Origin of the sequence: Chroogloeocystis siderophila 5.2 s.c.1 (assembly GCF_001904655.1) — a bacterium.
Lineage (GTDB): Bacteria > Cyanobacteriota > Cyanobacteriia > Cyanobacteriales > Chroococcidiopsidaceae > Chroogloeocystis > Chroogloeocystis siderophila.
In genome coordinates this window covers 81420-105691 of record NZ_MRCC01000009.1, presented here as the reverse complement: position 1 = coordinate 105691, position 24272 = coordinate 81420, and the positions used below count along the sequence as shown (strand labels likewise).

The following is a 24272-nucleotide window of genomic DNA, read 5'->3' as shown; positions in this document are numbered from 1 at the left end:
TGTTCACATTCTTCAGAATGAGAAATTGTTGAGTGAGCTTTCCTTCAATCACAATGGAATAAGTTAGTTGTAATTATTTCATGACACAAGTTACACCAGAAGACATTGCCAAATTTCGGGAAAAACTACAAGATCCCGACGCCGCAACCGCACTTGCAGAAATCGAAGATTGTGAGGGTAATCTCGAAGATGCCACAATGGTGCTAGCAATTCGAGTTGGGCAACAACCCGATATCGCCAATGCAGAATGGTTAGAAAGCTTAGCGAAGAAATGTCGGGCGATTATTTGCCGCGAAGAAAATAGAAACGCCCTACTTAGCGATGACTACGCTGCTGTCATAAGATCCTTAGCGACAACAAAAATTTGCCCACCGCTTTTAATTACTCCAGTATTGATGTATGTACTACAGCAGGGTGTAGATAGTTTTTGTGAACCACTCGACACTATCTCTTAAGAGTTGATACTTCGATAACTATCTGCTCAAAAGCTGCGAAACACCTTAATTTTTATGTATCGACAGGTGTTTCTTTTGTGATGAATATCGTATGAGCAATTGTTTCCTAGCGTAGGATCAATTCCTTGAGCGCTTGAGTAGTACAAATATTGTCAAGCTTAAAAGCGCTCAATTTGAACTACCTAAATAAAAAGAGAAATACAAATTTCCAATAACAAATCTCAGACTTTTTATTTATATTTGAAGAGATATTCTATGCTCTATATCGCAAGTGTTGTTAAAAAAAATATCATTATTTAATAAGGCAAAATATAGGACAAGAGCAAGCGCAACAAAAGAAATACCAACCAGAACTGACCAGTATATTTATACTTCTAAGTTAGAATCTTTACAAGTTGAAGTAATATTTGATGTAGGGGCTAACATAGGTCAAACAGCCATCAAATTTGCTCAAAGTTTTCCTAAAGCAAAAATCTTTTCTTTTGAACCAGTCGCTGCAACATTTAAGCAGCTAAGAGAAAACACACAAAAAAATTCTAGTATTAGTTGCTTTCAAATAGGCTTAGGTGCTGCATCAGGAAAGTATGAGATTTTTTTAAAGTCAAACTCTCAATGCAACTCTTTTGTGTTTGATTCCAACAGCAGCATAAGCAATTCTGAAAAAGTTGCTGTTAAAACAGTTAAGGAGTTTTATCAAGAAAATAATATACAAAAAATTGATATCTTAAAAACTGATAATGAAGGATTCGATTTACAAGTTATTCAAGGAGCCGAGGCTTTACTTAAAAAAGCTCGGGTTTTACTTATATTGTCTGAAGTTAGTTTCAATCCTTCAGATACTTTACACACTAATTTCTTTAAACTCAAATCATATTTGGAAAACTTTAATTTTGAGTTCCTTGGTTCTTACGATTTTGGCTATTCAAAAAAAGGTGGCTTGAAATATTGTAATGCCCTATTTCAAAATACATAGAAAGTATCAGTACATACGTAAAGATATAAACTTATAAAGTTTTATAAGAATGTAGTTGATAATTGCTGTTTAGCAACAACTGATTTTTGTAATTTCAATAGTTGTTTATCTTGAATTCCGTACTGCATCAAACCATCAATAGTTAGTGAAAGATAATCAGCACAACTACCAAGTTTTCCGTAAGCTGTTGCTAGACTGTTAACAACAACTTCAGAAGAGATATCTCCTGTATACATAACATGATTGTGGTTGATAGTGAAAGCGATCGCATCCCAGCGTTCTTTGCCATCTACAACTTTTACCCAACGAGGAGTATACGAACCAACTACCATTTCTCGCCGCCAGAGAATGAGTAATTCTGTAAGCACATCTTCGGCGGGAATTTGATAGGCAATACCACGACAGCTACCACCCCGATCAAGTCCTAACATTAACCCTGGATTTTCTGGTGTTCCTCTACCAAGTGGCGTCCACAAACAAAAGCGGCGATGCCATCCATAGATTGTACCAACACGGCGATCGCTAAATTTCACTGTAGGATTCCAAATTAACGAACCATAAGCAAAAATCCAGACATCTGAGTGCGATCGCCCCTTGAGAATATCTTGTATCGATTGCTCTAGCTCAGTTTCATTTAAAACACGCAGATCCAACCCCGATTGTAAAACTAGCTCCTGTAATTTTCGTGATTCCAGGTAAGCACGCGTTAGGGCAATCATTCCTTGACTGTCACTCATGACACATCCATCAATCAATTATTTCAGCGCGATCGTCACTGCATTTTAACCAACAAACCTCAGTTATTGTCGTTTATTAGAACTTTTAACGCAGTAGCAACGGTATCAAAGCAGAGTTATAAATTTTGAATTTGAGAAAATATATTGCAGGGGAGCAGAGGAAGAATTTATATAACTCAAAGCTCAGTACTATTCACTAACCACTCATTACTCAAAACTCTCTAAGCTTCATCGACTCAAGGTGCGCAAAAATCGTTGCATACTTGCAAATATTCCAGGTTTTTTCGCCTGTACAGAATTACTAACCTGTTGCGGACTATTCCCAGACAAAATTGAATCAACTTCATCACCCATGGGTTTCTTTGGTTGTTCAGCAATTAATTGATATTCACCATCTTTATTTTCTTGCCAAACTTGCCAAGGGGAAGGATAGCAGCGAAATACGGCTGCGCCATCGAGTGGGCGTAAATGATAGCAAGATTCAATCGTATTGAGAAAACGCGCCCGCAACTGTCGCCCTGCATAGCCAATACCAACAATCGAAACATCTTCTAGGCGAGGATTCAGTAAAATAAAAGGTCTTTCTCCCACAGCTTGATGCAACTTTTCTACCTGCGCAACTTCAACTGCGGAAGGTGCAACTAATAAGAATGCTTCATCTTCAGGCAAAACTTGCTGATCGACAGGTACTCTTCCAGTTCCAATATCTAGAATCTTAAATGGTACTGATCCCCAATCACGACGCGCCAGCGCCGCAGCACCAGCATCAGGAAAGAAAACTTTGAGTTGATTGCCAAAAGAGTCTAATGCTGGCAGAAATTGCTCAGCAACTGGCATGGGGTTAAGTTCTGGGATGAGAATCTCAATTTGTAGTAAAGAATAACCATCTGCGATCGCTGCTTGTGTTGCACCTTGGGCTTGGGCGATCGCCTGTTCCAGTGTTTTCGGAATTTCTGCCATGATCTCGTATTTCATGCTGCTATCCTCTAGCTTACATCGAGACGCATAGGCAATTTAATTGATGTCAGCCGTTGCGACTAGCCTCTCAAACCTATAATAAGAATCTTTTCAGTTATTGCACCAAACATAATTCTTAAATATGAGACGTTCCCAGGATTCACTATACTGCTGATACTCAACTCGTTTGAACGTAGAAATCATCCGCACATCATTTACAGCAGTATCACAAAATACTCGCTATACTCCTATTTCTTGTAATATTTGCGTTCCTTTTGATAGGAAATTACTTGCCAAACCAAGACCTTGATATTCTGGTAAAATTTCAATGTGGTAAATTGAACCTTCTTCTAAACCGTCTCCAGCACATTCAGCAAGAACGACGGGAAGAACAAACCCGACAATATCTTGGTTTTCGTTCCTCTAATTTGCCATCACTCGTCTCGGTACGAAAAGCCTTCTGTTGCTGAATACAAAAACATTTCAGCTACTGCGTAAGCACCATGTTCTGACACTTTTGCGCGATTGCTTGCATCTACTGATGAACTCATAGCACGTGCAATGATTGAAACTAAAAGATGATCATGCATTGTGCTGACTACTGCGCAAGTCAACCGTTGTGATGTCGTTAACAGCTTAGGCTCCCAAACAAAAGGAACTTTCAGATAAGTTTTCTCAGGCATATAAAAACTTGTACTGCGAAAAAGAATAGATCGCTGAGAACAGATAATATTTGCTGCGTTCTCCTTTGAACATCAAGGCATACCAGGTTGGCTAGTTTGAATTGCTTTTTTAGGGTATGCGAACCGTAACCAGTGAACAATTATGGCACTAAAGTATATAGCTTTAGCGAGTATTCAAATTAGTTGTTGCCTACTCGCTATATAATAAACCTTCTGCGTGAATACTTCATATATCATACTGAACCGCAACACTATCCTTCATAAGTTGCTTGCTCGTAAAAGCACACAAGCGCAGATTGAAGCAACTAGAGGAAAAGTTGTTAAATAGCTTTCTTAGTGCGATCGCCTAAAAATAGACATCCTATATGAATCGCTGTATTAGGTGAATTCTATTCAGAGACATTTCGGACTCACGCAGAAAGTCTACCGATTGAGTAATTCCATCGTCATAACCGACGCGACCTTTGTTCCAAATGGAATGGCGTTGAGATCGACTTGAAAGTTACTGTTATGGTTTGAGAAAGGAACCATTCTACCTTCTGCCCTGGCTTTAGCAAAGAGCGCCGGTTCAGCGGTACCGACGAAGACAAAGCCTACCTGGATATTTTTATTGTCGCCTTTAAGCAGATGAACATCTTCTGAGCCTGTAGTCCCTGGAAAGTCAGTGATCAGTTTGTTAGCTCCAACTAAATTTACCAATTGAGGATTAATGCGATCAATCACTGCTTTGTCATTCACCAGTGGAGTTGTACCACCCTTTGCAGTTATGGTTGGCAATTGATCCTCTGGCATTCCATAGGCACGCGCAATCGACTCATTGACCGACTGAATTCCCTGCACCATTGTTTTGCGTACTTCTGGGTTGAACCAGCGCAAGCTAAGTTTAAGTAATGCTTCTCCTGGAATTACGTTATTCGCCTCTCCTGCTTGAACTGATCCCACCGTAATTACAGCTGCTTCTTGAGGATTGATCGCCCGTGCCACGATTGACTGATACTGTGTAATTGCGTGAGCAGCCATGAGAATCGGATCTTTTGCGAGATGAGGTGAGGAGCCATGCCCTCCCACACCTTTAAAAACAATATCGATTGGATCGCTTCCTGCTGTTCGGATTCCTGGTACGCTGGCGATTATTCCTGTGGGACCAGGGGCAGTGTGCACCCCCAGCAAGAAGTCAGGGACAGGAACATGATGACGCGTGTAGAGACCATCTTCGACCATTGCCCTTGCTCCTGCAACTCCTTCTTCCGCAGGCTGTCCGACTAAAATTAGCGTTCCTTTCCAGTTGGATTTTAGATCTACCATTGCTTTTGCCAGTCCCAACATCCAAACTGTATGGGCATCATGACCGCAAGCGTGCATAACAGGCATTTCGCTACCGTCTGGCATCTCCGCCCGCTTAGTGCTGGCGTAAGGAAGTCCTGTTGTCTCTTGTACAGGCAGCGCATCTAGATCTGCTCGATACATCACTTTAGGACCATCACCATTGCGCAGAATCCGCTCTGTAGAACTTATGCAAACTTAGGTTTGCTGTCTACTTCTTCCTTCAACCAGGACGCTCGAGCCTTTTCCTGTCCGGAAGCTAACACCTCAGAGCTTGGGGCGTTTTTTGGATAGTCACGTATGTTGATAGCCGCGTTTAGGTCACGGTCTAAGGACAAGCCACAACTAGGACAATCATATTGCCGTACTTGTAACGGCACTGATTGTCTGGCACCACATCCAGAACAAAGCTGACTGGAAGGATACCATTTGTCTATAACCGTGACCTTTGAGCCGTACCATTCTGCTTTGTACTCAAGTTGTCGTCTGAACTCATAGAAACCAGAATCAGCAATAGCACTTGCCAGTCTATGGTTTTTCATCATGCCGCGAACGTTCAAGTCTTCGATCACTATCTCACTGTGGTTCTTGGTTAGATGTGAGGTCAACTTGTGCGTTGCATCATTCCTAATGTTGGCTATACGCGCGTGTAGCCTAGCTATCTTCTGTTGGGTCTTAGCGCGGTTTTTACTGCCTTTTACTTGCCTACTTGCCTTGCGTTGCAGCCTGGCTAGTTTTTGCTTATTGGTGTGGTAGGGCTTCAAGGCTGTAAATACCTTACCATCACTCAATGTTGCCAAGGTCTTAATTCCAAGGTCAACTCCTACCTTGCCAAAGCATTTTACTGTTTGCTGAATATCAACTTCAACCTTGAAGCTGACAAACCACTTATCAGCTTTCCTACTAACACGCACATTCTTAATAGTTTGATTAGCCACTGACTCATGTAGTCTGACCAATCCAATCCTGGGAAGTTTTATGAAGCCATCCTTTATTTGGATATTGCCTTCTAGGTAAAAGCTATCTCTAACAAACTTCTTCTTACGTTTTGGAGTACCGCTATTCTTGACCTTCATCTTGCGCTTCCAAGCATTTTCTAAGTCTCTCAAGGCTTGCTGTGGAGCGCATTTACTTGAGTCATAGAACCAAGGATGTTGGCTCTTGACCTCAGCATTCAGCTTTTTATGAAGGTCTATTGCCGTGGGGAATTTTGGTAGTTCCTCGCCCTTTTCCTTAGCGAGTTTCCTTGCTTCAATTACTTTGAAACATACATCCAGCCCCCAATTGTAAGCGTACCTTGCCACACCACAATGTTGGGCAAACAAAGTCTTCTGGTGATTGTTTGGATTGAGTTGGGTTCTAAATCCTTTGAGCGGCATCTCTCAATTCCTCCACAATCTTTTTGTTCTTGTGACTTCTGCTGCCATACAAACGTGCTGAAAACACTGTGATTATTTCAAGTACATCATTAGCCAAATCTTCCTCAAAAGAGCTATCTTCAGTGCGGTTGATTATCACTACCTCAGTACCAAAATGTTCACATAGGCTGAATATTAGCTCTGAGCCAAATCTCAGCAATCTATCTTTGTGGGTCAGAACCAACCGTTCTACTTGGTTGGATGCGATCATCCTAATCAGCCTTTGTAGACCGCGCTTGCTGTAGTTCATGCCTGAACCAAAGTCTTCTATTACTTCAAATTGCCAACCATGTTGAGCGCAAAATAGCTCTAACACTTGGCGCTGCCTTTTCATGTCTTCCTTTTGGTCAGGGCTTGACACACGGCAATAAGCAATTGTGTATGACGACTCACCTTTGATGCCTAGTAGCTCTGAAAGTTCATAACGCCTATGACCGCCGCTAGTCCTTTCCGGTGTGAGCTTACCTTCTTCTTCCCACCGTCTTAATGTATCAGTGGAAACTCCTTTTAATTTTGCTGCTTCAGATATTGTTAACTTAGTCATACTCTCGTTGTGGCATATAAAATGACTAACTTAACCTAGCCTTGCCTAAATATTTTGCGTCAGTATTCTAACCCCAACAAGTATTTATGAAGAAGTAGCAATAATCCGCTTTTGATACTCTTGCTCAGTGACAAGATCCAAAGTACTTTCCATGCGATCTAAAAAGACAATGCCATCAAGATGATCGAGTTCGTGTTGAAAGATGCGGGCGACAAAATCTGTTAACTCTTGCTTTTGTTTCTTACCGTTGCGATCGCTATATTCCACTTCGATGGATTGATAGCGTGGTACTGACCCCCGAATTCCTGGAATACTCAAACAACCTTCCCAACCTTTCACGACTTCTGTCGAGTGCGCTAAGATTTTGGGATTGATCATCGCGGTCGGTTCCATTGTCGGAGCATAAGGATACCGAGGATTCGGGCGAGAAGCCACAATAAATAAGCGAAACGACTCAGCAACTTGCGGCGCCGCAATGCCTACACCCTGGGCTTGCCCAACGGTTGCGATTAAATCATCAACTAGAGTTTGGATACGTTGCTCTTCGATGTTTTCAACGTCTTGTGCTTTGGTACGAAGTAAGGGATGACCAAGCTGTACAACTTCTCGTATTTCTGCCATAAGTCCTTAAGTTAAGTTTCACTTTGTACAGGAAGATTTTCCAGCCGCACGGCTACTTGCTGAGATTGTCCATTGCGCTGGACGCCAATTTGCATTTGGCTACCTACCTGACTACCTTCGACCAAGCGTTGTACTTCCTCGGTTGTTGTAACAGGCTGATTATTGATTGTTTGGATGACATCACCAGCACGCAATCCAGCGCGTGCGGCGGGAGAATTAGGAACAACGCGAATAATTAAAATCCCCTGCTCTGCAGTGACATCGATCTCACCACCAGATTCAATCTCAAGTTGTTGCCTCACTTCTGGTGTCAGTGTTACCATTTGCACGCCCAAATAAGCATGTTGTACTTCGCCAGTGGTGATTAGTTGTTGGGAGATCTTTTGTACTGTGTTGATAGGAATCGCAAATCCCAATCCTTGAGCACCGCTGATAATCGCTGTATTCATACCGATAACTTCACCCCGCGCATTGAGCAAAGGACCGCCTGAGTTACCTGGATTAATTGCGGTATCAGTTTGAATTAAATCAACGCGCTTATCAGAAACACCGATATCACTTGTAGAACGTTCGGTAGAACTAATAATACCTGCTGTTACCGTATTATCTAGCCCTAGCGGATTACCGATCGCAATTACCCATTCACCTGGTTGTAGCGTTTCTGAGTTACCCATAGGAACTACAGGTAAGTCGTTAGCTTGAACTTGAATAACAGCAACATCTGTCACCGTATCTTGTCCTACCACTTCGCCTTCAAACGTACGACCGTCTTTGAGCGTGACACTGACTCGATCAGCACCATCGACAACGTGCGCATTTGTTAAAATCTGACCCGACGCACTAATAATAAATCCTGACCCTGTACCGCGAACAACTCGCTGCCTTGGTTGGGCTGGGTTCGGTTGAATTCCAAAGAATCTGCGTAAAATTGGGTCATCAAATTCTGCGGGTAGCTGTCGTGAGACTGTTCTCGCCGCATTAATTCGCACCACCGCAGGTCCTACCTTTTGCACGGCTGCAACAACAAAATTCGGGTCTGTCGGGGCGATCGCCGCTGTTGTATTTGCAGTAGGTTGCTGTGGAGTGGGTTGCGCGTTCGATTGTTCGGTCTGCGTCATATTTCCAGGTCGCGCACACCCACTAAGACTCACTAACCCAATTCCTGTTAGTAATGTTAAAACATAACCAACATTTTGCTGCTGCAATAGTGCTAATAAATTACGTTTTCTGTGGGATGTGTCATCTTGAGCGTAGTTAGTGTAAATATTTGTAGCTTGTGGGTCAATATTGCGGCGGTTTATGGTCATTTTTTTTTGCAGTTTTCTAAAATTTCCGCTTTTAGGAGTACCTTGCGGCATGATTGTTAATATCTCAATATATTTAGTGTAGAAAAACTCAGAAACAGCTAGCATAACTTGAGCAAAACATTTTACCTAAGTATCGTAATTTTATAGTTATTTTTAGCTATTGCGAGGCACTACGATATTCTTGAATAGCTATATGGCTAATCTTACAAGCTACCAGAGATAGTTGCCAAGCTCAGTAGAGTAGATGCTAAATTGGTTGCCTATATGCGTTTTTTTGCTAGCGGTAGAGGTGGTAAACAGTGGAACTTTCGCTTGAAAGTCTGTGGAGTCAGGTACTAGAACGTCTACAGGAGAAGTTAACTCGACCCACCTTCGAGACTTGGATTAAAACGGCTAGCGCGCAGCAACTCGAAAATAATTGTTTGGTTATTTGTACCCCTAACCCGTTTGCGCGTAATTGGTTACAAAAGTACTACATCAAAACGATTGTCGGCGTAGTTGAGGAAATTCTCGGTCATCCTGTCGAGGTTCAGATTACCGTAGCCAAGGATAATGGCGTAACTTCGGTGAGCGAACCTGAAGTCGCTTGGCCAGTACCGATTGAACCAAATGTAGCACTGCTGAATAACCGACCTAAACCAATCGAATTGAACCCCAAATATGTATTTTCTCGCTTTGTTGTCGGTGCAAATAGTCGCATGGCGCACGCCGCAGCTTTAGCCGTAGCTGAATCCCCAGGGCGCGAATTCAATCCATTATTCTTATGCGGCGGTGTCGGATTAGGTAAAACGCATCTGATGCAGGCGATCGGGCATTACCGCCTAGAAATGTGTCCTAATTCCAGAATTTTTTACGTCTCGACCGAGCAATTTACTAACGATCTCATCGCTTCAATTCGGAAAGATAGTATGCAAAGCTTTCGCGAACATTATCGCGCGGCAGATGTACTGTTAGTTGATGATATTCAGTTTATTGAAGGGAAAGAGTACACGCAAGAAGAATTTTTTCATACATTCAATACTTTACACGAAGCTGGTAAGCAAGTTGTTTTGGCTTCTGATCGTCCACCAAATCAAATCCCGCGCTTACAAGAAAGATTGTGTTCGCGCTTCTCGATGGGCTTGATCGCAGATATTCAACCACCAGACTTAGAAACCCGAATGGCAATTTTGCAAAAGAAAGCCGAGTACGAGAATATGCGCTTACCAAGGGAGGTGATTGAGTACATTGCTTTTAACTATAAGTCGAACATTCGCGAACTAGAGGGTGCTTTAATTCGAGCAGTTGCTTATATTTCTATTTCTGGATTATCGATGAATGTCGAAAATATTGCTCCAGTTCTCAATCCACCCGTAGAAAAAGTAGAAGCTTTTCCCGATGCTGTACTCATGGTAGTCGCAGATGAGTTTGATGTTTCTGTCGAAGACCTTAAAGGAAACTCGCGACGCCGGGAAATTAGCTGGGCGCGTCAAATTGGGATGTATTTGATGCGACAACATACGGATTTGAGCTTACCAAGAATTGGCGAAGAATTTGGCGGCAAAGACCATACAACAGTAATATATAGCTGTGACAAAATCGCGCAACTACGCGAAAATGATACAAACTTGGCACAAACATTAAGAGAGTTGAGCGATCGCATTAATCTTGCTAGCCGTCATTCTTCTTAGTTATTTAGTTATTTATCATCAATAACTCTCATTTTTCCTCCCTGACCCTCGATCCCCGATCCCTGACTCCTTCTTAAACAGGTATAATTTCTCAGTAACTCCGACACTGCTAACAGCGTGATTGCTATTTATCCTGGAAGCTTTGACCCAATTACTTTGGGACACCTTGATATCATTGAGCGTGGCTGTCGCCTCTTTGAGCGCGTCGTTGTCGCTGTGTTGCGTAACCCAAACAAGACGCCATTGTTTTCAGTACAACAACGGTTAGAGCAGATCCGGATTTCAACATCTCATTTGGCGAATGTAGAAATAGACAGCTTTGACGGTTTGACGGTAAAGTACGCCCAAATGCGGCAAGCACAAGTTCTCCTACGGGGTTTACGCGCAATTTCTGACTTTGAAGCGGAACTGCAAATGGCGCACACGAATAAAACGCTTGCTGCGCATGTCGAGACAGTTTTTTTGGCAACTTCTAATGAGCATAGTTTCTTAAGTAGTAGTGTGGTGAAAGAAATTGCCAAATTTGGTGGTTCCGTCGATCATCTTGTTCCTCAGCACGTTGCCCTAGATATCTACCGATGTCACACCAAGACCCCTTAAAAACCCCTCCTGAACAGATTCCTCAGGAAGCTAGAAATATAGATATCCAGGAGGCATTGAACCGACTGGAAGAAATTATTCTTGCCAGTCCTCGCATTCCACTAACGCGCAAAACTTTAATTGATGAGGAAGTGTTGCTCGATCAGCTTGACCAAATTCGCTTTAGTCTACCAACGGCGTTTCGAGAAGCGCAAGCGATTGTCGAGCAAAAGAAAGAAATTTTGTTGCAGGGTGAGCAACACGCGCAAGAAATTATTCAAGCCGCAGAAGCAAAAGCAGCACAATTACTCAATGAAACAACAATTGTGCGCCAAGCCGAAGCCGCTGCACAAGAAATTCGCCAGCAAGTAGAGCAAGATTGCATTGCTATCCAACAGCAAGTTCAAGCAGAAATCGACCAAATGCGCCGTCAGGCTCAAGAAGAATTGCTACAAATTCGACAAGCGGCGATCGCGGAAGCTGAAGACATTCAAAATGGCGCAGATGAGTATGCTGATAGCGTTCTTAGAAGTATCGAGCAGCAACTTAACGATATGCTCCGCATTATTCGTAACGGCAGGCAACAATTACAACCGCCAGGAAAAGCAATAGGAATACGCGACGAGGGACGAGCTATCGGTGATTGATGCTAAGTAATAATACTTATTTGGTGATAGATATAGATAACGAATGATTGGCAAGAACACCGAGCAACTTCCCGTTACCTATTACCTAATTACGAACCCCCAATAAGTGTGATATTTAATTATGTCAACATAAGCAAGAAGCTTTCTTTTCCAATACATTTGTTTCATTTAAAATTCTGATAACTAATTTGCATGACTATTAACGTTTTATTTTGCTACAGTCTTAACATAACGAAATAAAACTTTGCCCTAAAGTTGTAATTGTTTCTGTAACTCGCGTTTCGTGTATACTTTTATTACTATTTGGGTAAAGTATCTATAAAGATAGTCAAGAAACGTACACAGGTACGAGAGGCGGTTATGGCTGTCGAATTCGCCCAAACTCATGCATCGTCGCAGGCTTTAAAGCAGGTCTTCCAAAAGGTTAATGCCCAAAGTTGTCCGCGACATTTTAATTTTCATCTGCACACAGTCCACTCGGATGGTCGATTGCACCCAGAAGAGTTAATTCAACAGGCGATCGCAATTGGTTTACAAGACCTAGCGATTACCGATCATCACACTGTTAGTGGTTATCAAGTCGCGCAGCGCTACCTCAATGAATTAAAGTTAAGCAACCCTCACTTAGAGTACACTGCACCACGAATCTGGAAGGGTGTAGAAATTAATGCCAACTTATTGGATGTAGACGTTCACATCTTGGGGTACGCGTTTGATCATAAACACTTGAGTATCGCGCCTTATTTACAACGAAAAACCACGACTGGTAAGGCGTATCAAGCAAATAATGTCATCGCCGCAATTCATCAAGCAGGTGGGTTAGCAGTACTTGCGCATCCCGCACGTTATAAGCGATCGCCGCAAGACTTAATTCCCGCAGCAGCTTTTTTAGGAATCGATGGCGTAGAAAGTTTTTACGCATACGACAATCCTCAGCCTTGGCGTCCTAGTGCTACTGAAACCCAACGGGTGCAACAATTAGCAAGACATCATAACTTATTAAGTACCTGTGGCACTGATACTCACGGCTTAAGCTTATTAAAACGTCTATAAAATAAATACCCTGTTCTCACTGAAACAGGGTAATATTAATGAGTTATTAAAAGATATTAAATGATAGCGCTTAAAACACTGACATAATTGTGATAATGCCAGCACTTGTCAATACGAAAACGAAACCTAGAGCAATTGATTCGCCTAAGTGTTTAGTAACTTTCATGCTTTTTATTTATTAAGTGAGCTATAGCGCTTAGTTTATCATTAAGCTTGCATTTATCAACAGATAATGAGGAAAACTTAAAGCATCACAATAATTCTTAATCTATGGCTCAGAATAAGAAGGCTGTGTAACTTACTTCAGGGCTACAGAAACAAAATCGCCACAGCATATTAATGGGGCAAAGGAGACCTTACCCCAAATTTATTCGCTGAGAAAACAATATTTCAGTTATTTCGTCAAACCATGTTCTAGCGCAAAGCGTACTAGTTCAGTGCGACTATTTGTACCTGTTTTGCTAAACAAGCGACTAACGTACTTTTCGACATTACGCACGCTAGTTTGTAAACGACGGGCGATTTCCTTATTCATTAGCCCTTCGGTAACGAGATTTAAAACACTTTGTTCTCTCGGCGTTAAGTCAATTTTAATCGGAGCCGGAGTTGTTGTAATACCTTGACGCTGAGTCAACAGTGCTTTAATTTGAGCAATTTGATTGGCTAAATCGGCAATATCAGGTGTTTCGCCCAATTCACCTGAGTGTGTGGCGGTACGACGCGCAATTAAGTTTTCCACAATGGCGATCAATTCATCGGGATCAAAGGGCTTTGGTAAATAAGCATCCACCCCTGCTTGATAGCCTTGAATGCGATCTGTAGTCATACCTTTTGCCGTGAGAAACACAACGGGTAAAGTTTGGAAACGAGGATCGTCCCGCATTTGTTTTAGAAATTGGTAGCCATCTACTTGTGGCATCATGATGTCAGAGATGACTAAATCAGGGGTAGTTTGCTGTAGCAATTCCCATCCCTCTTGCGCATTACTAGCCACCTGCACCGTAAAACCACTTTCTTGCAAGTAATCTTTTACAGCTTCTCGCAAGCCTGGTTCATCGTCTACCAGTAAAAGTTGTGCGGACATCTACGTTTCCCTTGACGCTATCTTTTTCAATGTAGCGAAAATGAGGGGTAAAGGTAATCTTGGTATGCTTTAAGAGTAAATAAAACTTGGAAATTGCGCTCGCGATTTCAAAGAAGTATTTTATTTCCCAGCCTCCAACCTCTAACCCTTAGTTTGCTAGCGAATGCTGATTGGTTTTAGTGGTTGATTGGGTGCAGTTTGAGCCAAGGAATTTGTCCCTAGAACCGCGATCGCGCGGGCATACTGCGGATCGTTTTGAGTACCAACTAAGTTTGGGTTAGTTGCTAGCTGACGTACCTGTGCTTCAGTTAAGTCAATTTTGACATCAGGCGTGATTCCCTTATGGCTAATATCTGTACCTTTGGGAGTGTAGTAATGTGCGATCGTAATTGCCAAGCCGGAACCATCAGAAAGTGAATGCACCGATTGCACTAATGCTTTACCAAAAGTTTGACTACCGACAACAACGGCTCGATTATTATCTTTGAGTGCTCCTGCCAAAATCTCACTCGCGCTAGCCGAATTGCCATCGACAAGAACCGCGACAGGCTGCTTTACTAAGGATGACCGATTAGCGGCAATTTTTTCACTTTTTCCGCGTCGGTCTACAGTACGAACAATATCACCCGTATCCAGCCACATCCGCGCAATTTCAATACTCGCTTGCAACAACCCGCCAGGATTACCCCGTAAGTCTAAGACATAGCCATCTACTTGTTGGCGGTTGAGATCGTAGATCGCCCGTTGCATTTGTTCTGCGGCGTGCGCATTAAACTCTCTTAAGCTAATGTAACCAACGCGATTTTTGCCTTCTTGTTTGACAGAATAGCGTACTGTCGGTACTTCGATTTTAGCCCGCGTAATTCTCACGTCTAAATTTTGTTGCCCAGAACGTCCGATTCTTAAATTGACAGGCGTCCCCGCCTTACCGCGAATCATGTTAGAAGCTTGCTGAACATCTAACCCTTGGGTTGGTTTGCCATCAATCGCGAGGATCTCGTCACCTGATCTAAGCCCAGCTTTGAGTGCCGGAGAATTTTCGATAGCTTCTACCACAGTCAGACGCTTAGTTTGTTCGTTGACTTCCATGCGGATCCCAACGCCAGAGAGTTCTCCGGCAGTTTGATCTGTGAGGGCTGCAAACTGTTGCGGATCGAGAAAGCGCGTGTAAGGATCGCCCAGTTTCTCTAGTTCTGCACGAATTGCATTGTAGGCTTGTTCCTTAGAGGTATAGTTCTTGCTTAAAAGGTTTTGTCGGCTGAGTTGCCAATTAACTTTGTTGAAGGTGCTATCGACATACTCGCGGTTTACCAACTGCCAAACTTCGTCTACTAAGGCTTTTGGACTGTCTTGCATGGCGGCGCGGACAGAACGTACTGGAAGTACAGACATCGTTAACGTCGTGGCGATCGCGCCGCTAAATAAAGCAAAATGGAGCAACGAGAAGCGTTTGGTATATTGATGCATTGGAATTGGCGAAGTAATTTTTACGGTTAGACTTATTTTTACTCAGCGTCTATATCTTTACACTGAGTGGTTGTTGCTATCGACTATACACCTGGTAAGTCTGTAGTGACAGTAAAAACAGATAAACTTTCGTTGTAGTTTTAAACAATATTGTTTTCACCATACTCAGATTACTCATGTATCTATCTATTATTTTGTGCCAGTTTCCGCAGTGTCATTGAGATGGATGAGGAGTGAGGCATTAGTAGTGGTAATTTTTTTATCAGCTTGAGCCGCGTACAATTGCTTGAATAGTAGCTAACGGAACAGTTGAAAAGTATTGTTGTTGAAATTGTTCTTCTTGCACAGCCATTAAGAATTTTTCAATAACTTGCAAACATTGCGCTTCAGATACAATGGCTTGTGGTTGCCAAGTAATGATAAAACCTCGATCAACAGAACTAATACTAAAACCTATACTACTGAGAGCTTGAAATCCTGGTTTGAGAGTTTGATCGCTGACCCCTAGTTTTTGACATAGTTGAAACCGCGTAACAGTTTGACCAGTGCGACTGATATATTTTGCAATTCCGAGTAACGAAAGCCAAATTTGATTGGGTGAAAGAAATTGTGGCTTTTTCCAGGCTAGCACTAGCTGTTTTTTTTCGCCAAGCGATCGCTTAAACCAAGTACGTAAATCATCCCAACTATTTGGGCAAGTCTCCAGTAGCAAAATTGGTTGTTGAGTAGCTAGATGCGTTATACTATCTTGATTTCGCCAATCTATAATCTGGCTTAGATGACTTTGAACCGTAGAGTTAACCGTAGTTTCAGTAGCGCGAACTGCAATTAACCGTACCTCATACTGTGGCTTTTTACCTTTTATTGGATCTGAGTAGGAATTGTAATCAAGTTCTACGATGACATTGCACCGCCCTGGAGGAATTTCTTCACGGTAATGCCCCCACCAGATACCAGGAAATCCTTTTCTAGTCGAATCATCACGCAGGATGAATTCTGTTTTGATATATTTGACTTCTTTACCTTGTGCATCTCGAATGTTACGATGCCAAGCATTTTCAAACCAGCAGTTTTGAATCAACAGTTTAGGTACAGGATTTCCCATTCCGCACGGTTCGAGTAATTTTAATTCCCAAAAGAGGTCTTTGCCTAAGTCTTGAACAGTACACACCAAATCCGCTTGAATTGTTGGTGATGTCAGGTTACTACTTAAAGATTGTCGTAATCTTTGATTAATCGCCTCAGAAAATAAAGGAATATTCTCGACTGCTAAACTCAATCCAGCGGCGAAAGGGTGTCCGCCAAAACGATGTAATAGATGTGCTTGATCTTTGACTAACTGATACAAATCAATTTGATTGACCGAACGTGCTGAACCACGTGCTAAGGCGGTAGAGGTGTTTTTTGTAACTTCGTTGATTCCTTCGGTACTTAATAAGATTGTCGGGCGTCCTGTTTCTTGCGCGACTTGTCCTGCGACTAAACCAAGAACACCCGCAGACCACTGAGGATCTTCTAAAACAATGACGCTCGTCGTCGATAAATCTAGCTGCTGTAGTTTGGCTGTAACTTGTTGTGCAACATCTTTTTGTAAAGATTTACGCCGAGAATTTGCAAGTTCTGTATCTTGTGCTAGTTGCTCAATACGTTCTAAGTCACGGCTTGTGAGTAATTCGACACAAAAACTCGCGTCGCCGTGAATCCGACTCACAGCATTGATACGCGGACCAAGACCAAAGGAAATATCTGTCGGGCGATCGCCGCTTTTCTGACACAATTCTAATAACTTGCCAACGCCTGGACGTCGCCGTTGTGCGGCTGGCTGCTTGAAGTCGCGCTGCATCTTGGCAATACCCACCTGCGCCAAATAGCGACAATCTCCTGAAAGTTGCACCAGGTCTGCTATCAAACCAATTGCGACTAAATCGAGTAAATCTTCTAATGGTTGTTGAGGAATGTTAGGTAATTCTTGATATAATGCTTCTACGAGTTTATACGCAACAGCAACACCAGAAAGATGAAATAATTGATGCTCGTCTGGTAAATAGCGGGGATTGATAATTGCCACAACCGACGGGCGCTCTGGCGGTAATGTATGATGGTCCGTGACAATGACATCGATACCAAGTTGTTGGGCGTATTCAATTTCTGTAATATTTGTGCTACCTGTATCGCAAGTAACGATTAACTGCGTACCTCGTTGGGCAAGAATATCAATTCCTTGGCAGTTAAGACCGTGTGACTCTGTAATGCGATTGGGTATGTAATAAAATAAGTCAGCATTTTGGTTAAAAAACTGTCCTAGACCATCCCAAAGTACGGCGGTTGAAGTAATCCCATCGGCGTCAAAGTCTCCCCAAATCGCGACTTTTTCGCGGCGATCGCGTGCTTGCTGCAATCGCGTTACCGCTTGATGCATTTCTTTGCCAAATTCAAACGGGCTTGCAGCTTTGTAAGCTTGAGGATTGACAAACGTATCTAAGCTTTCTTGGTCTTGAATTCCGCGTTGCCAAAGTAGCTGTGCAGCAAATTTACCTGATGAGCTAGGACAGTAATTACTGACAGCCTGGATAAACCATTCAGGCGGTGATGCAAAAGATGGTATAAGCCACTGCGGTTGTTCAGGCATAAACTGAGGGGTCAGGGGTCAGAAGGGCAAGGCTTGCCTTGCCCATAGAGTTTAGAGAAGTAAAATAAACAAGCCCTTCACTGCTGATTATTTTCGTCTACTAGAGAATTGAGGGCAACCTCACCAGGAATACCTTCGGGTTTGCGTGATAGTGCAGCAGGACGCGATCGCTTATAACCTGCCCTTTCTGCTTTTTGCCGTTCGTAAGCAATGAGCCTACCATAGTATTCATTTTTACTTAAATTCATCGATAAGAAGATGTGCTGACGGCTGTTACCAAAGCCCTTGCGTTGAAAAAATTTCACTGCAGGTACATTCGCAGGATCGGTATCAACGAGCATAAACCGCGCTCCATCTTCAATCATGCGTTCAATAAGTTTGTCTACCAACGTGTCACCGACACCACGGCGTTGAAAATTGGGGTTAACTCCTAACCAGATAATGTAACCGTATGTCCAAGAACCTTTTGTAATGACAGTTCCTAAGATAAATCCTGCGAGTTCACCGTCGATTTCTGCAACGAGACAGTATTCAGGATCGGTGTTATAAAGTCCGATCACTTCCCACTTATCCCACGTACGGTACAAGTAAGGATATAAATCACTGGTAAATAACTTTTCTCCCAAGTGATAGACAGGAGCAAGGTCATCAATTTCTAGCTCGCGGACATAAACTGAGGATGTATTTACCGAATCGCTCGGATCATGCGTCATAACTCATTTCCTATTCAGTCCTTTACAAAGGGACTTCTTGGATATTTACAAGATTTGGCAGCAAGTGCTGTAAAGAAGTGACTTCTTCATCGTAGCGATCGCGGTTACAGCGTGTTGCATACTGACAAAGATCACAAAACTTACTACCTGATGTGACTTGGGGAAATGGTTCACCGTGTTCGTAACGTTGTAACCACTGTGTAAGTTGACTTAATAGGTCATTTAGTTGTTGGGCTGTTTTTTCATGCTGAACATTGTTGTAAGTAAACTTCAGACTTTGTGGCTGATCCTCAGATTGAATAAACCAGTAAGTCATCGACAACTGTTCGGGTACGTATTCGCTCGTTTCTGCTAGCACATATAAGTAAAGACGTGTTTGCCAGTTTTGTTGCAAAGCGCGGCGGTTTTGAGGTTTGGGGTAAGTCTTCCAATCAAGAATTTGGGCTTGGCGATCGTCGGCGATCAATAAATCATAAATCACCGTTAATAAATAATCTTGAACTTGCAACGTGCGGCAATGTTCGCTTTCACGGAAGGCTTGGCTCGCAATATCTGGTGTTAAGATGTCTGGTGCAACGCTTGCCAAAGAACTGATCCAGCGTTGTAATTGAGTATCTTCTCGCACTAAAGATGCAATTGGCAAACCCAGTTCGCGCTGCTGCATGAGCAAGTGAAATCGACTTCCCCACATCAGCCGTTCTTGTTGTTCTAAACTCGCAGGTGACGCAAGTTGCTCTAAATAAGTATGCTGAAACTGACGCGGGCAACGTTCAAGTAAGTTTAGCTGCCCTTGAGATAAACGCATAGAGCTATTAATGACTAGCTTTATTCAATTTTAATTTATTCAAGAGGCTTATAGATAAATGCAGTTTGTATATAGCCTTTTTATTTGATTTATAAACATCTTGTCAAGGCTGTTAATTGGCAGCACCCCCAGCGAGTCGCAGAGCATCCACAATTCATACTCAAATCATTAGCAACGAATTGCTCGAATGAAGGTCAACACCTCACAAGTTAGTAACCGATTCAGTCTTTTCTCAGTTTTCCATAACTTCTAGGGATGTTGTTGAAACTTTCAGGTATGTTTTTGATGAGTTTATGGGCTTTCTGTAACTAAATTAGTTTCATCCCAAATTTACTTTCTTGGAGGATTGATATGAAACTCAGCATAGCTCGTAAAGAGTTGGCTCAAGACATTAAAACATTACCGATTAAAACGACAAAAGTTCTCACACGACAAGACTTAGTTGATTTAGTGCAAGGTAAATTTATTGCCTTATGTGTTTCCAACTACTACCCAAAGTGGCTTTGCGAGCATCTGTGCAAAAGATTGCTAAAGCTTCCAGAGTTTTCCCGTTACATAAGAGCGCAAAATGTTGGTGTTCAAAGAACGGGAATAACTTTTTTTGAGACCAAAGGAGATCCAGTACTCCTAGAGCGTTACTATGCAGAAGCTCAGCGTATGCGTAATACCATCAGGAATACTTGCTTTCCCTACCTTTCCCCAATCGATAAGCTACGAGTTGAACTTGAAGAGATATGGTCAGCAGGCGCTCGGCTTGAAAATATCCACGGACGACCGATGATGGTGGGTATTGCACGGATGTTCGAGGATAGCTTTGAACTTCCCCCGCATCAAGACGTCTTAGCGCGCGATATTGTAGATAACTGCAGCGATGGGCTGCTCTTGTCTCAGCTTTCTGCAAATATATACTTACGCGAAGCAAAATTCGGTGGAGAGTTAGAGATTTGGGGAATGAAACCGTCTTATCAAGAGTTTCTCGAACTTGCTCGTGACGAACTACACTTTGATCAAAACAAGCTCCCATCGTCAGAAGTGCTGTACAAACCACGCGCCGGTGATTTAGTTCTGTTTGATTCAGGGCGAATTCATGCCGTACGTCCATCAAAACAAGGTCCGCGAGTATCGATGTCATGCTTTGTAGGCTATCGCGGTCAGAATGTACCTCTTACATATTGGAGTTAGTAGCTCTTCATTTCATCAGTTATTGTTTACGATAGTGACGACAAGCTGAGTTTTGACTCACAATGCTTAATTAGGCGTGTGACAAAACTTATACTTACAAATGCTGTTGTAGCGATCTGAGTTATTTATGGACATGGGTGATATCCTTTTTTAGAATATTACCCATGCATCAAGCATAGGTTGGTATTGTCAGCAGAGCAAACAAGTATAATCACTTTATTGCCGGAAAAATTGACTAAACACCGATCATAGTTCGTGTACCAAGCTTGCTATGCTTCCGAGTCGTACCAACTCTTATTGGCAGCGTAAACTACCTGAGACAGAAATCAAGCGTTTGAAAGCGCTTTGTCAGTACCAGATTTTAGATACTGTTCCTGAAGCACACTTTGATAACATCACTCGCTTGGCTGCTTACATCTGCAAAACTCCAATTGCAGCGATTAGTTTAGTCGATGCCCAGCGCCAGTGGTTCAAATCAAAAATAGGGTTCATGGCAACAGAAGAACCCCGCGATATTACTTTCTGCGCTTATACTATCGAGCTAGCTGAATTATTCGTTGTTCCAGACACTTTAGTGGATGAGCGGTTTGCCACCAACCCTTTTGTCGTTGGCGATGCTCGAATTCGATTTTATGCGGGTGCGCCCTTAATTACTCCTGACGGTTTTATATTAGGAACTTTATGTGTACTCGATCATGTACCACGCGAATTAAGTTGCGAACAAATACAATTTCTAAGAATTCTAGCTGATCAAGTCGTAGCGCAATTAGAGTTGCGACGCAATTTAAAAGATTTGAAACAAAACATTGTTAAACGCCAGAAATCAGAAGCGAAACTACGGCATCATGTTTTTCATGATGAATTAACAGGTTTGCCAAATCGATCGCTGTTTATAAAGCGGTTGAAGTCGGCAATTTTAAAGGCAAAATGGCAGACAGACTATTTGTTTGCTGTGCTTTTTATCGATTTAGATCGGTTTAAGGTTGTTAATGATAGCCTTGGGCATATGGTTGGCGATCAGCTACTCATTGCCACTGCCTGTAGATTAAAGGCGTGTTTGCGCCCTGAGGATACGGTGGCTCGCCTTGGAGGCGATGAGTTTGTTATTTTGCTTGATAATATTAAGAATATTAATGACGCTATTGATGTAGCGGAGCGGCTTCAAGCTAAACTGTCATTGCCATTCAACCTGACGGGACACGAGGTCTTTACTAGCATTAGTACAGGCATCGCCCTCAGCACAACAGCTGATCGCCAAGCTGAAGATTTGCTTCGCGATGCTGACACGGCAATGTATCGAGCGAAAGTTCTTGGTAAGGCTCGTTACGAAGTTTTTGATACAGAAATGCACGACTCGGTTGTCAAGCTTTTGCAACTAGAGAACGATCTACGACGCGCAATTGAACGTCAAGAGTTTGAGGTTTACTACCAGCCGATTGTCTTAGTGGAAACGGAAAAAATTACTGGTTTTGAAGCGCTGATCCGCTGGCAACATCCAACGCGTAGCTTGCTTAACCCAGTAGATTTTATTTCGGTAGCAGAAGAAACTGGAGCGATTGTTCCGATTGGCTATTGGGTACTTTTCGAGGCGTGCCGTCAGTTGCGTACATGGCAGTTAGAATTTTCTGCTCAATCTTTAACAATGAGCGTGAATCTTTCTAGCAAACAGTTTTCACAACCAGATATAGTTGAGCAAATAGTACATATTCTGCAATCAACGAATCTTGATGCACATAGCTTAAAGTTGGAAATTACAGAAAGTACAATTATGGAGAATGCAGAATCTGCAACTGCAATGCTTCTGCAATTAAGAGATTTAGGTATTGAAATATATCTCGATGACTTTGGTACAGGCTATTCATCTTTGAGTTCTCTACACCGCTTTCCTGTTGATGTCCTCAAAATTGATCGTTCTTTTATTAACACTATCAACAGAAGTGATGAGAAAACAAAGATTGTTCAGGTTATTATGTCACTGGCTCAGAATTTAGGTATGGACGCGATCGCAGAAGGAATAGAAACCGTCGAACAAATGATGCAAATGAAAACGCTACAGTGTAAATATGGACAAGGATACCTATTTTCTAAACCTTTAGATAAAAATGCAGCGGCAGCATTAATCGCGTCCATAATATAGTTATTGACAAAATTGCGATCGCTATTTACTCAACACGTAGACGCTACCTTCGTTACCGCGTCCAATACGTAAGTCATTATCAAGATAAGTAATATCTAACCATCCTTGTTGTTCGCGGCTATCCAACCGAAAATCAACTGCTGCAAATCTTTTACCAGCTTCAATCTGCGAAATAAACTCACCTGGAGACTTATAGCTTACTAGACGTTGTAATCCGAGAATCGAGCGCTCGAATTTGACTTTTACGCGGCGATCGCTCATTGGCTCAAACCGCGCGCTAACTGCTACCATGCCTTCTAAAAAAGGAACGCCATAAACTTCTGCAATGTTGTATATGCTGGTTGTTGCGACGCGAATACATTGATAAATTTGACCAAGCTTGAGTAATGGCAATTGGTCAATATTTAGTAAACCTTTACTTGTAGTGTACAGAAGTCGCCAGTTACCTTCCAGCAATTCTCCAGCTTCGACGGGGCGAGGAGTAGGGTTACGGTCTTCTAATTGAGTGATCGCAATTAAAATCGCTTGCTTGTCTTGTTCCGTTGCGAGTAATCCCCGATTCTTGCCGGCGATCGCTTCTAATAATGTTGCCTTGTCTACCATCGCACCCTTGCCTATTTCTACAACATCAACTTTTAGAGTATCGAGGTTGATGAGCCTCACTCCAACTCACTTGGCGAACTATGCTAACTATTCTCAGTCGATTGCGTCGCTGACGGCTAATAAGTTTTTTGACAATTGTCAGCACCAAGATTGCACTAGGTAGATGTGCCGCCACTGTAATCAACGTAGGTTTTCAACGATTTGTTGATATTGATAAACTTGAAGTGTATAGATAGAATAGTCAATTTAGTTTCACAAGACTTGCATTATGCGTAACTCTGCTCTGCGTGAAGAACCTCGCGATCAACCAGCTGGTGTGATTCCTTTAAAGAATGAATCTTCGTTACTCGATTGGTTAGAGTCATCAGGTCGCTTGATAGCGCGTGACAACCAAGAACCAAATTATTTGGATGATGAAGAAGAGATTGCAGGTTTGATGGACCCTGATGATATGTCCTACGACCTTGAGGATGACGATGATATCGTCGAAGTGGAAGATTAACATTATGCCGCTAAAACCTGCGGTGTATACACATAGCTTCCGCCTCAATGAGGACACCTCCAGATTGGGAACCCCTATCCCTAATTCCCCACTGTAGGAACTGGTGAGGGTTGGGGGGCAAAAGACTACTTCAACAGAGTTATTTTTGGCAATACGAATGAATTACCGGAAAACCTTCCTAGC

22 protein-coding genes are annotated in these 24272 nt (G+C 42.4%); 9 read left to right on the top strand and 13 right to left on the bottom strand.

Going from position 1 to position 24272, the window contains the following annotated elements:
- Positions 1 to 80 precede the first annotated feature (80 nt).
- Complete coding sequence (locus NIES1031_RS12485) at positions 81 to 455, top strand: hypothetical protein (protein ID WP_073549713.1); 375 nt, start codon at positions 81 to 83, stop codon at positions 453 to 455.
- Between the two features lie 274 nt (positions 456 to 729).
- A complete protein-coding gene (locus NIES1031_RS12480; RefSeq protein ID WP_178378126.1) occupies positions 730 to 1428 on the top strand; it encodes an FkbM family methyltransferase in 699 nt (232 codons plus the stop codon).
- Positions 1429 to 1469: 41 nt separating this feature from the next.
- Here NIES1031_RS12480 and NIES1031_RS12475 read toward each other — a convergent pair whose 3' ends face one another.
- The 7 genes from NIES1031_RS12475 to NIES1031_RS12440 all read right to left on the bottom strand — a co-directional run bounded on the left by NIES1031_RS12475 (position 1470) and on the right by NIES1031_RS12440 (position 9018).
- Positions 1470 to 2165, bottom strand: a complete 696-nt coding sequence (locus NIES1031_RS12475; RefSeq protein WP_178378125.1) for a gamma-glutamylcyclotransferase — start codon at positions 2163 to 2165, stop codon at positions 1470 to 1472.
- A 228-nt stretch (positions 2166 to 2393) separates the two neighbouring features.
- Positions 2394 to 3125: a DUF1995 family protein gene (locus NIES1031_RS12470; protein ID WP_073549710.1), complete on the bottom strand. Its 732-nt coding sequence runs from the start codon at positions 3123 to 3125 to the stop codon at positions 2394 to 2396.
- Between the two features lie 1103 nt (positions 3126 to 4228).
- Entirely contained in the window at positions 4229 to 5299 is a 1071-nt protein-coding gene (locus NIES1031_RS12460; protein ID WP_269086013.1) for an amidohydrolase, read from the bottom strand.
- 17 nt (positions 5300 to 5316) lie between these two features.
- The gene (locus NIES1031_RS12455) at positions 5317 to 6507 is read right to left on the bottom strand and encodes an RNA-guided endonuclease InsQ/TnpB family protein (RefSeq protein WP_073549709.1); all 1191 of its coding nucleotides are present in this window, start codon (positions 6505 to 6507) and stop codon (positions 5317 to 5319) included.
- The gene (locus NIES1031_RS12450) at positions 6488 to 7090 is read right to left on the bottom strand and encodes an IS607 family transposase (protein ID WP_073549708.1); all 603 of its coding nucleotides are present in this window, start codon (positions 7088 to 7090) and stop codon (positions 6488 to 6490) included. The genes NIES1031_RS12455 and NIES1031_RS12450 overlap by 20 nt, the downstream gene beginning before the upstream one ends.
- An 84-nt stretch (positions 7091 to 7174) precedes the next feature.
- Complete coding sequence (gene def, locus NIES1031_RS12445) at positions 7175 to 7711, bottom strand: peptide deformylase (protein WP_073549707.1); 537 nt, start codon at positions 7709 to 7711, stop codon at positions 7175 to 7177.
- Between the two features lie 11 nt (positions 7712 to 7722).
- Entirely contained in the window at positions 7723 to 9018 is a 1296-nt protein-coding gene (locus tag NIES1031_RS12440) for an HhoA/HhoB/HtrA family serine endopeptidase (RefSeq protein ID WP_407919500.1), read from the bottom strand.
- A 299-nt stretch (positions 9019 to 9317) separates the two neighbouring features.
- On the opposite strand from NIES1031_RS12440, the gene dnaA reads away from it, so the two are divergent.
- The 4 genes from dnaA to NIES1031_RS12420 all read left to right on the top strand — a co-directional run bounded on the left by dnaA (position 9318) and on the right by NIES1031_RS12420 (position 12967).
- A complete protein-coding gene (gene dnaA / locus NIES1031_RS12435) occupies positions 9318 to 10688 on the top strand; it encodes a chromosomal replication initiator protein DnaA (RefSeq protein WP_073549705.1) in 1371 nt (456 codons plus the stop codon).
- A gap of 117 nt (positions 10689 to 10805) precedes the next feature.
- Positions 10806 to 11288, top strand: coding sequence for a pantetheine-phosphate adenylyltransferase (gene coaD / locus NIES1031_RS12430; RefSeq protein WP_073549704.1), 483 nt, complete (start codon positions 10806 to 10808; stop codon positions 11286 to 11288).
- Entirely contained in the window at positions 11267 to 11914 is a 648-nt protein-coding gene (locus NIES1031_RS12425) for a hypothetical protein (protein ID WP_073549702.1), read from the top strand. The genes coaD and NIES1031_RS12425 overlap by 22 nt, the downstream gene beginning before the upstream one ends.
- Before the next feature lie 360 nt (positions 11915 to 12274).
- The gene (locus NIES1031_RS12420) at positions 12275 to 12967 is read left to right on the top strand and encodes a PHP domain-containing protein (RefSeq protein ID WP_073549697.1); all 693 of its coding nucleotides are present in this window, start codon (positions 12275 to 12277) and stop codon (positions 12965 to 12967) included.
- Positions 12968 to 13361: 394 nt separating this feature from the next.
- Here NIES1031_RS12420 and NIES1031_RS12415 read toward each other — a convergent pair whose 3' ends face one another.
- The 5 genes from NIES1031_RS12415 to NIES1031_RS12395 all read right to left on the bottom strand — a co-directional run bounded on the left by NIES1031_RS12415 (position 13362) and on the right by NIES1031_RS12395 (position 19665).
- A complete protein-coding gene (locus tag NIES1031_RS12415; protein WP_073549696.1) occupies positions 13362 to 14051 on the bottom strand; it encodes a response regulator transcription factor in 690 nt (229 codons plus the stop codon).
- Positions 14052 to 14207: 156 nt separating this feature from the next.
- Positions 14208 to 15518, bottom strand: a complete 1311-nt coding sequence (gene ctpB / locus NIES1031_RS12410) for a carboxyl-terminal processing protease CtpB (protein ID WP_073549695.1) — start codon at positions 15516 to 15518, stop codon at positions 14208 to 14210.
- A gap of 262 nt (positions 15519 to 15780) precedes the next feature.
- Entirely contained in the window at positions 15781 to 18147 is a 2367-nt protein-coding gene (recJ, locus tag NIES1031_RS12405) for a single-stranded-DNA-specific exonuclease RecJ (RefSeq protein WP_073549694.1), read from the bottom strand.
- A 77-nt stretch (positions 18148 to 18224) separates the two neighbouring features.
- On the bottom strand, positions 18225 to 18860 hold the full coding sequence (locus NIES1031_RS12400; protein ID WP_015186503.1) for a GNAT family N-acetyltransferase: 636 nt from the start codon (positions 18858 to 18860) through the stop codon (positions 18225 to 18227).
- Positions 18861 to 18882: 22 nt separating this feature from the next.
- On the bottom strand, positions 18883 to 19665 hold the full coding sequence (locus NIES1031_RS12395) for a PD-(D/E)XK nuclease family protein (protein ID WP_073549693.1): 783 nt from the start codon (positions 19663 to 19665) through the stop codon (positions 18883 to 18885).
- Between the two features lie 351 nt (positions 19666 to 20016).
- On the opposite strand from NIES1031_RS12395, the gene NIES1031_RS12390 reads away from it, so the two are divergent.
- On the top strand, positions 20017 to 20847 hold the full coding sequence (locus NIES1031_RS12390) for a 2OG-Fe(II) oxygenase (RefSeq protein ID WP_073549692.1): 831 nt from the start codon (positions 20017 to 20019) through the stop codon (positions 20845 to 20847).
- A 271-nt stretch (positions 20848 to 21118) separates the two neighbouring features.
- Complete coding sequence (locus tag NIES1031_RS12385) at positions 21119 to 22984, top strand: putative bifunctional diguanylate cyclase/phosphodiesterase (RefSeq protein ID WP_073549691.1); 1866 nt, start codon at positions 21119 to 21121, stop codon at positions 22982 to 22984.
- Between the two features lie 21 nt (positions 22985 to 23005).
- Here NIES1031_RS12385 and NIES1031_RS12380 read toward each other — a convergent pair whose 3' ends face one another.
- Complete coding sequence (locus tag NIES1031_RS12380; RefSeq protein WP_073549846.1) at positions 23006 to 23587, bottom strand: PAP/fibrillin family protein; 582 nt, start codon at positions 23585 to 23587, stop codon at positions 23006 to 23008.
- Positions 23588 to 23855: 268 nt separating this feature from the next.
- On the opposite strand from NIES1031_RS12380, the gene NIES1031_RS12375 reads away from it, so the two are divergent.
- Complete coding sequence (locus NIES1031_RS12375; RefSeq protein ID WP_073549690.1) at positions 23856 to 24089, top strand: DUF3134 domain-containing protein; 234 nt, start codon at positions 23856 to 23858, stop codon at positions 24087 to 24089.
- The last annotated feature ends 183 nt before the right edge of the window (positions 24090 to 24272 follow it).

Bases quoted from the DNA above. Each gene is read 5' to 3' on its own strand.
- NIES1031_RS12420 (WP_073549697.1), top strand. From the start codon at position 12,275: ATGGCTGTCGAATTCGCCCAAACTCATGCATCGTCGCAGGCTTTAAAG.
- NIES1031_RS12400 (WP_015186503.1), bottom strand. From the start codon at position 18,860: ATGACGCATGATCCGAGCGATTCGGTAAATACATCCTCAGTTTATGTC.
- recJ (WP_073549694.1), bottom strand. From the start codon at position 18,147: ATGCCTGAACAACCGCAGTGGCTTATACCATCTTTTGCATCACCGCCT.
- NIES1031_RS12415 (WP_073549696.1), bottom strand. From the start codon at position 14,051: ATGTCCGCACAACTTTTACTGGTAGACGATGAACCAGGCTTGCGAGAA.
- NIES1031_RS12475 (WP_178378125.1), bottom strand. From the start codon at position 2,165: ATGAGTGACAGTCAAGGAATGATTGCCCTAACGCGTGCTTACCTGGAA.
- NIES1031_RS12485 (WP_073549713.1), top strand. From the start codon at position 81: ATGACACAAGTTACACCAGAAGACATTGCCAAATTTCGGGAAAAACTA.
- ctpB (WP_073549695.1), bottom strand. From the start codon at position 15,518: ATGCATCAATATACCAAACGCTTCTCGTTGCTCCATTTTGCTTTATTT.
- NIES1031_RS12470 (WP_073549710.1), bottom strand. From the start codon at position 3,125: ATGGCAGAAATTCCGAAAACACTGGAACAGGCGATCGCCCAAGCCCAA.
- NIES1031_RS12440 (WP_407919500.1), bottom strand. From the start codon at position 9,018: ATGACCATAAACCGCCGCAATATTGACCCACAAGCTACAAATATTTAC.
- NIES1031_RS12390 (WP_073549692.1), top strand. From the start codon at position 20,017: ATGAAACTCAGCATAGCTCGTAAAGAGTTGGCTCAAGACATTAAAACA.
- NIES1031_RS12385 (WP_073549691.1), top strand. From the start codon at position 21,119: ATGCTTCCGAGTCGTACCAACTCTTATTGGCAGCGTAAACTACCTGAG.
- NIES1031_RS12455 (WP_073549709.1), bottom strand. From the start codon at position 6,507: ATGCCGCTCAAAGGATTTAGAACCCAACTCAATCCAAACAATCACCAG.
- def (WP_073549707.1), bottom strand. From the start codon at position 7,711: ATGGCAGAAATACGAGAAGTTGTACAGCTTGGTCATCCCTTACTTCGT.
- NIES1031_RS12425 (WP_073549702.1), top strand. From the start codon at position 11,267: ATGTCACACCAAGACCCCTTAAAAACCCCTCCTGAACAGATTCCTCAG.
- NIES1031_RS12395 (WP_073549693.1), bottom strand. From the start codon at position 19,665: ATGCGTTTATCTCAAGGGCAGCTAAACTTACTTGAACGTTGCCCGCGT.
- NIES1031_RS12450 (WP_073549708.1), bottom strand. From the start codon at position 7,090: ATGACTAAGTTAACAATATCTGAAGCAGCAAAATTAAAAGGAGTTTCC.
- NIES1031_RS12375 (WP_073549690.1), top strand. From the start codon at position 23,856: ATGCGTAACTCTGCTCTGCGTGAAGAACCTCGCGATCAACCAGCTGGT.
- NIES1031_RS12380 (WP_073549846.1), bottom strand. From the start codon at position 23,587: ATGGTAGACAAGGCAACATTATTAGAAGCGATCGCCGGCAAGAATCGG.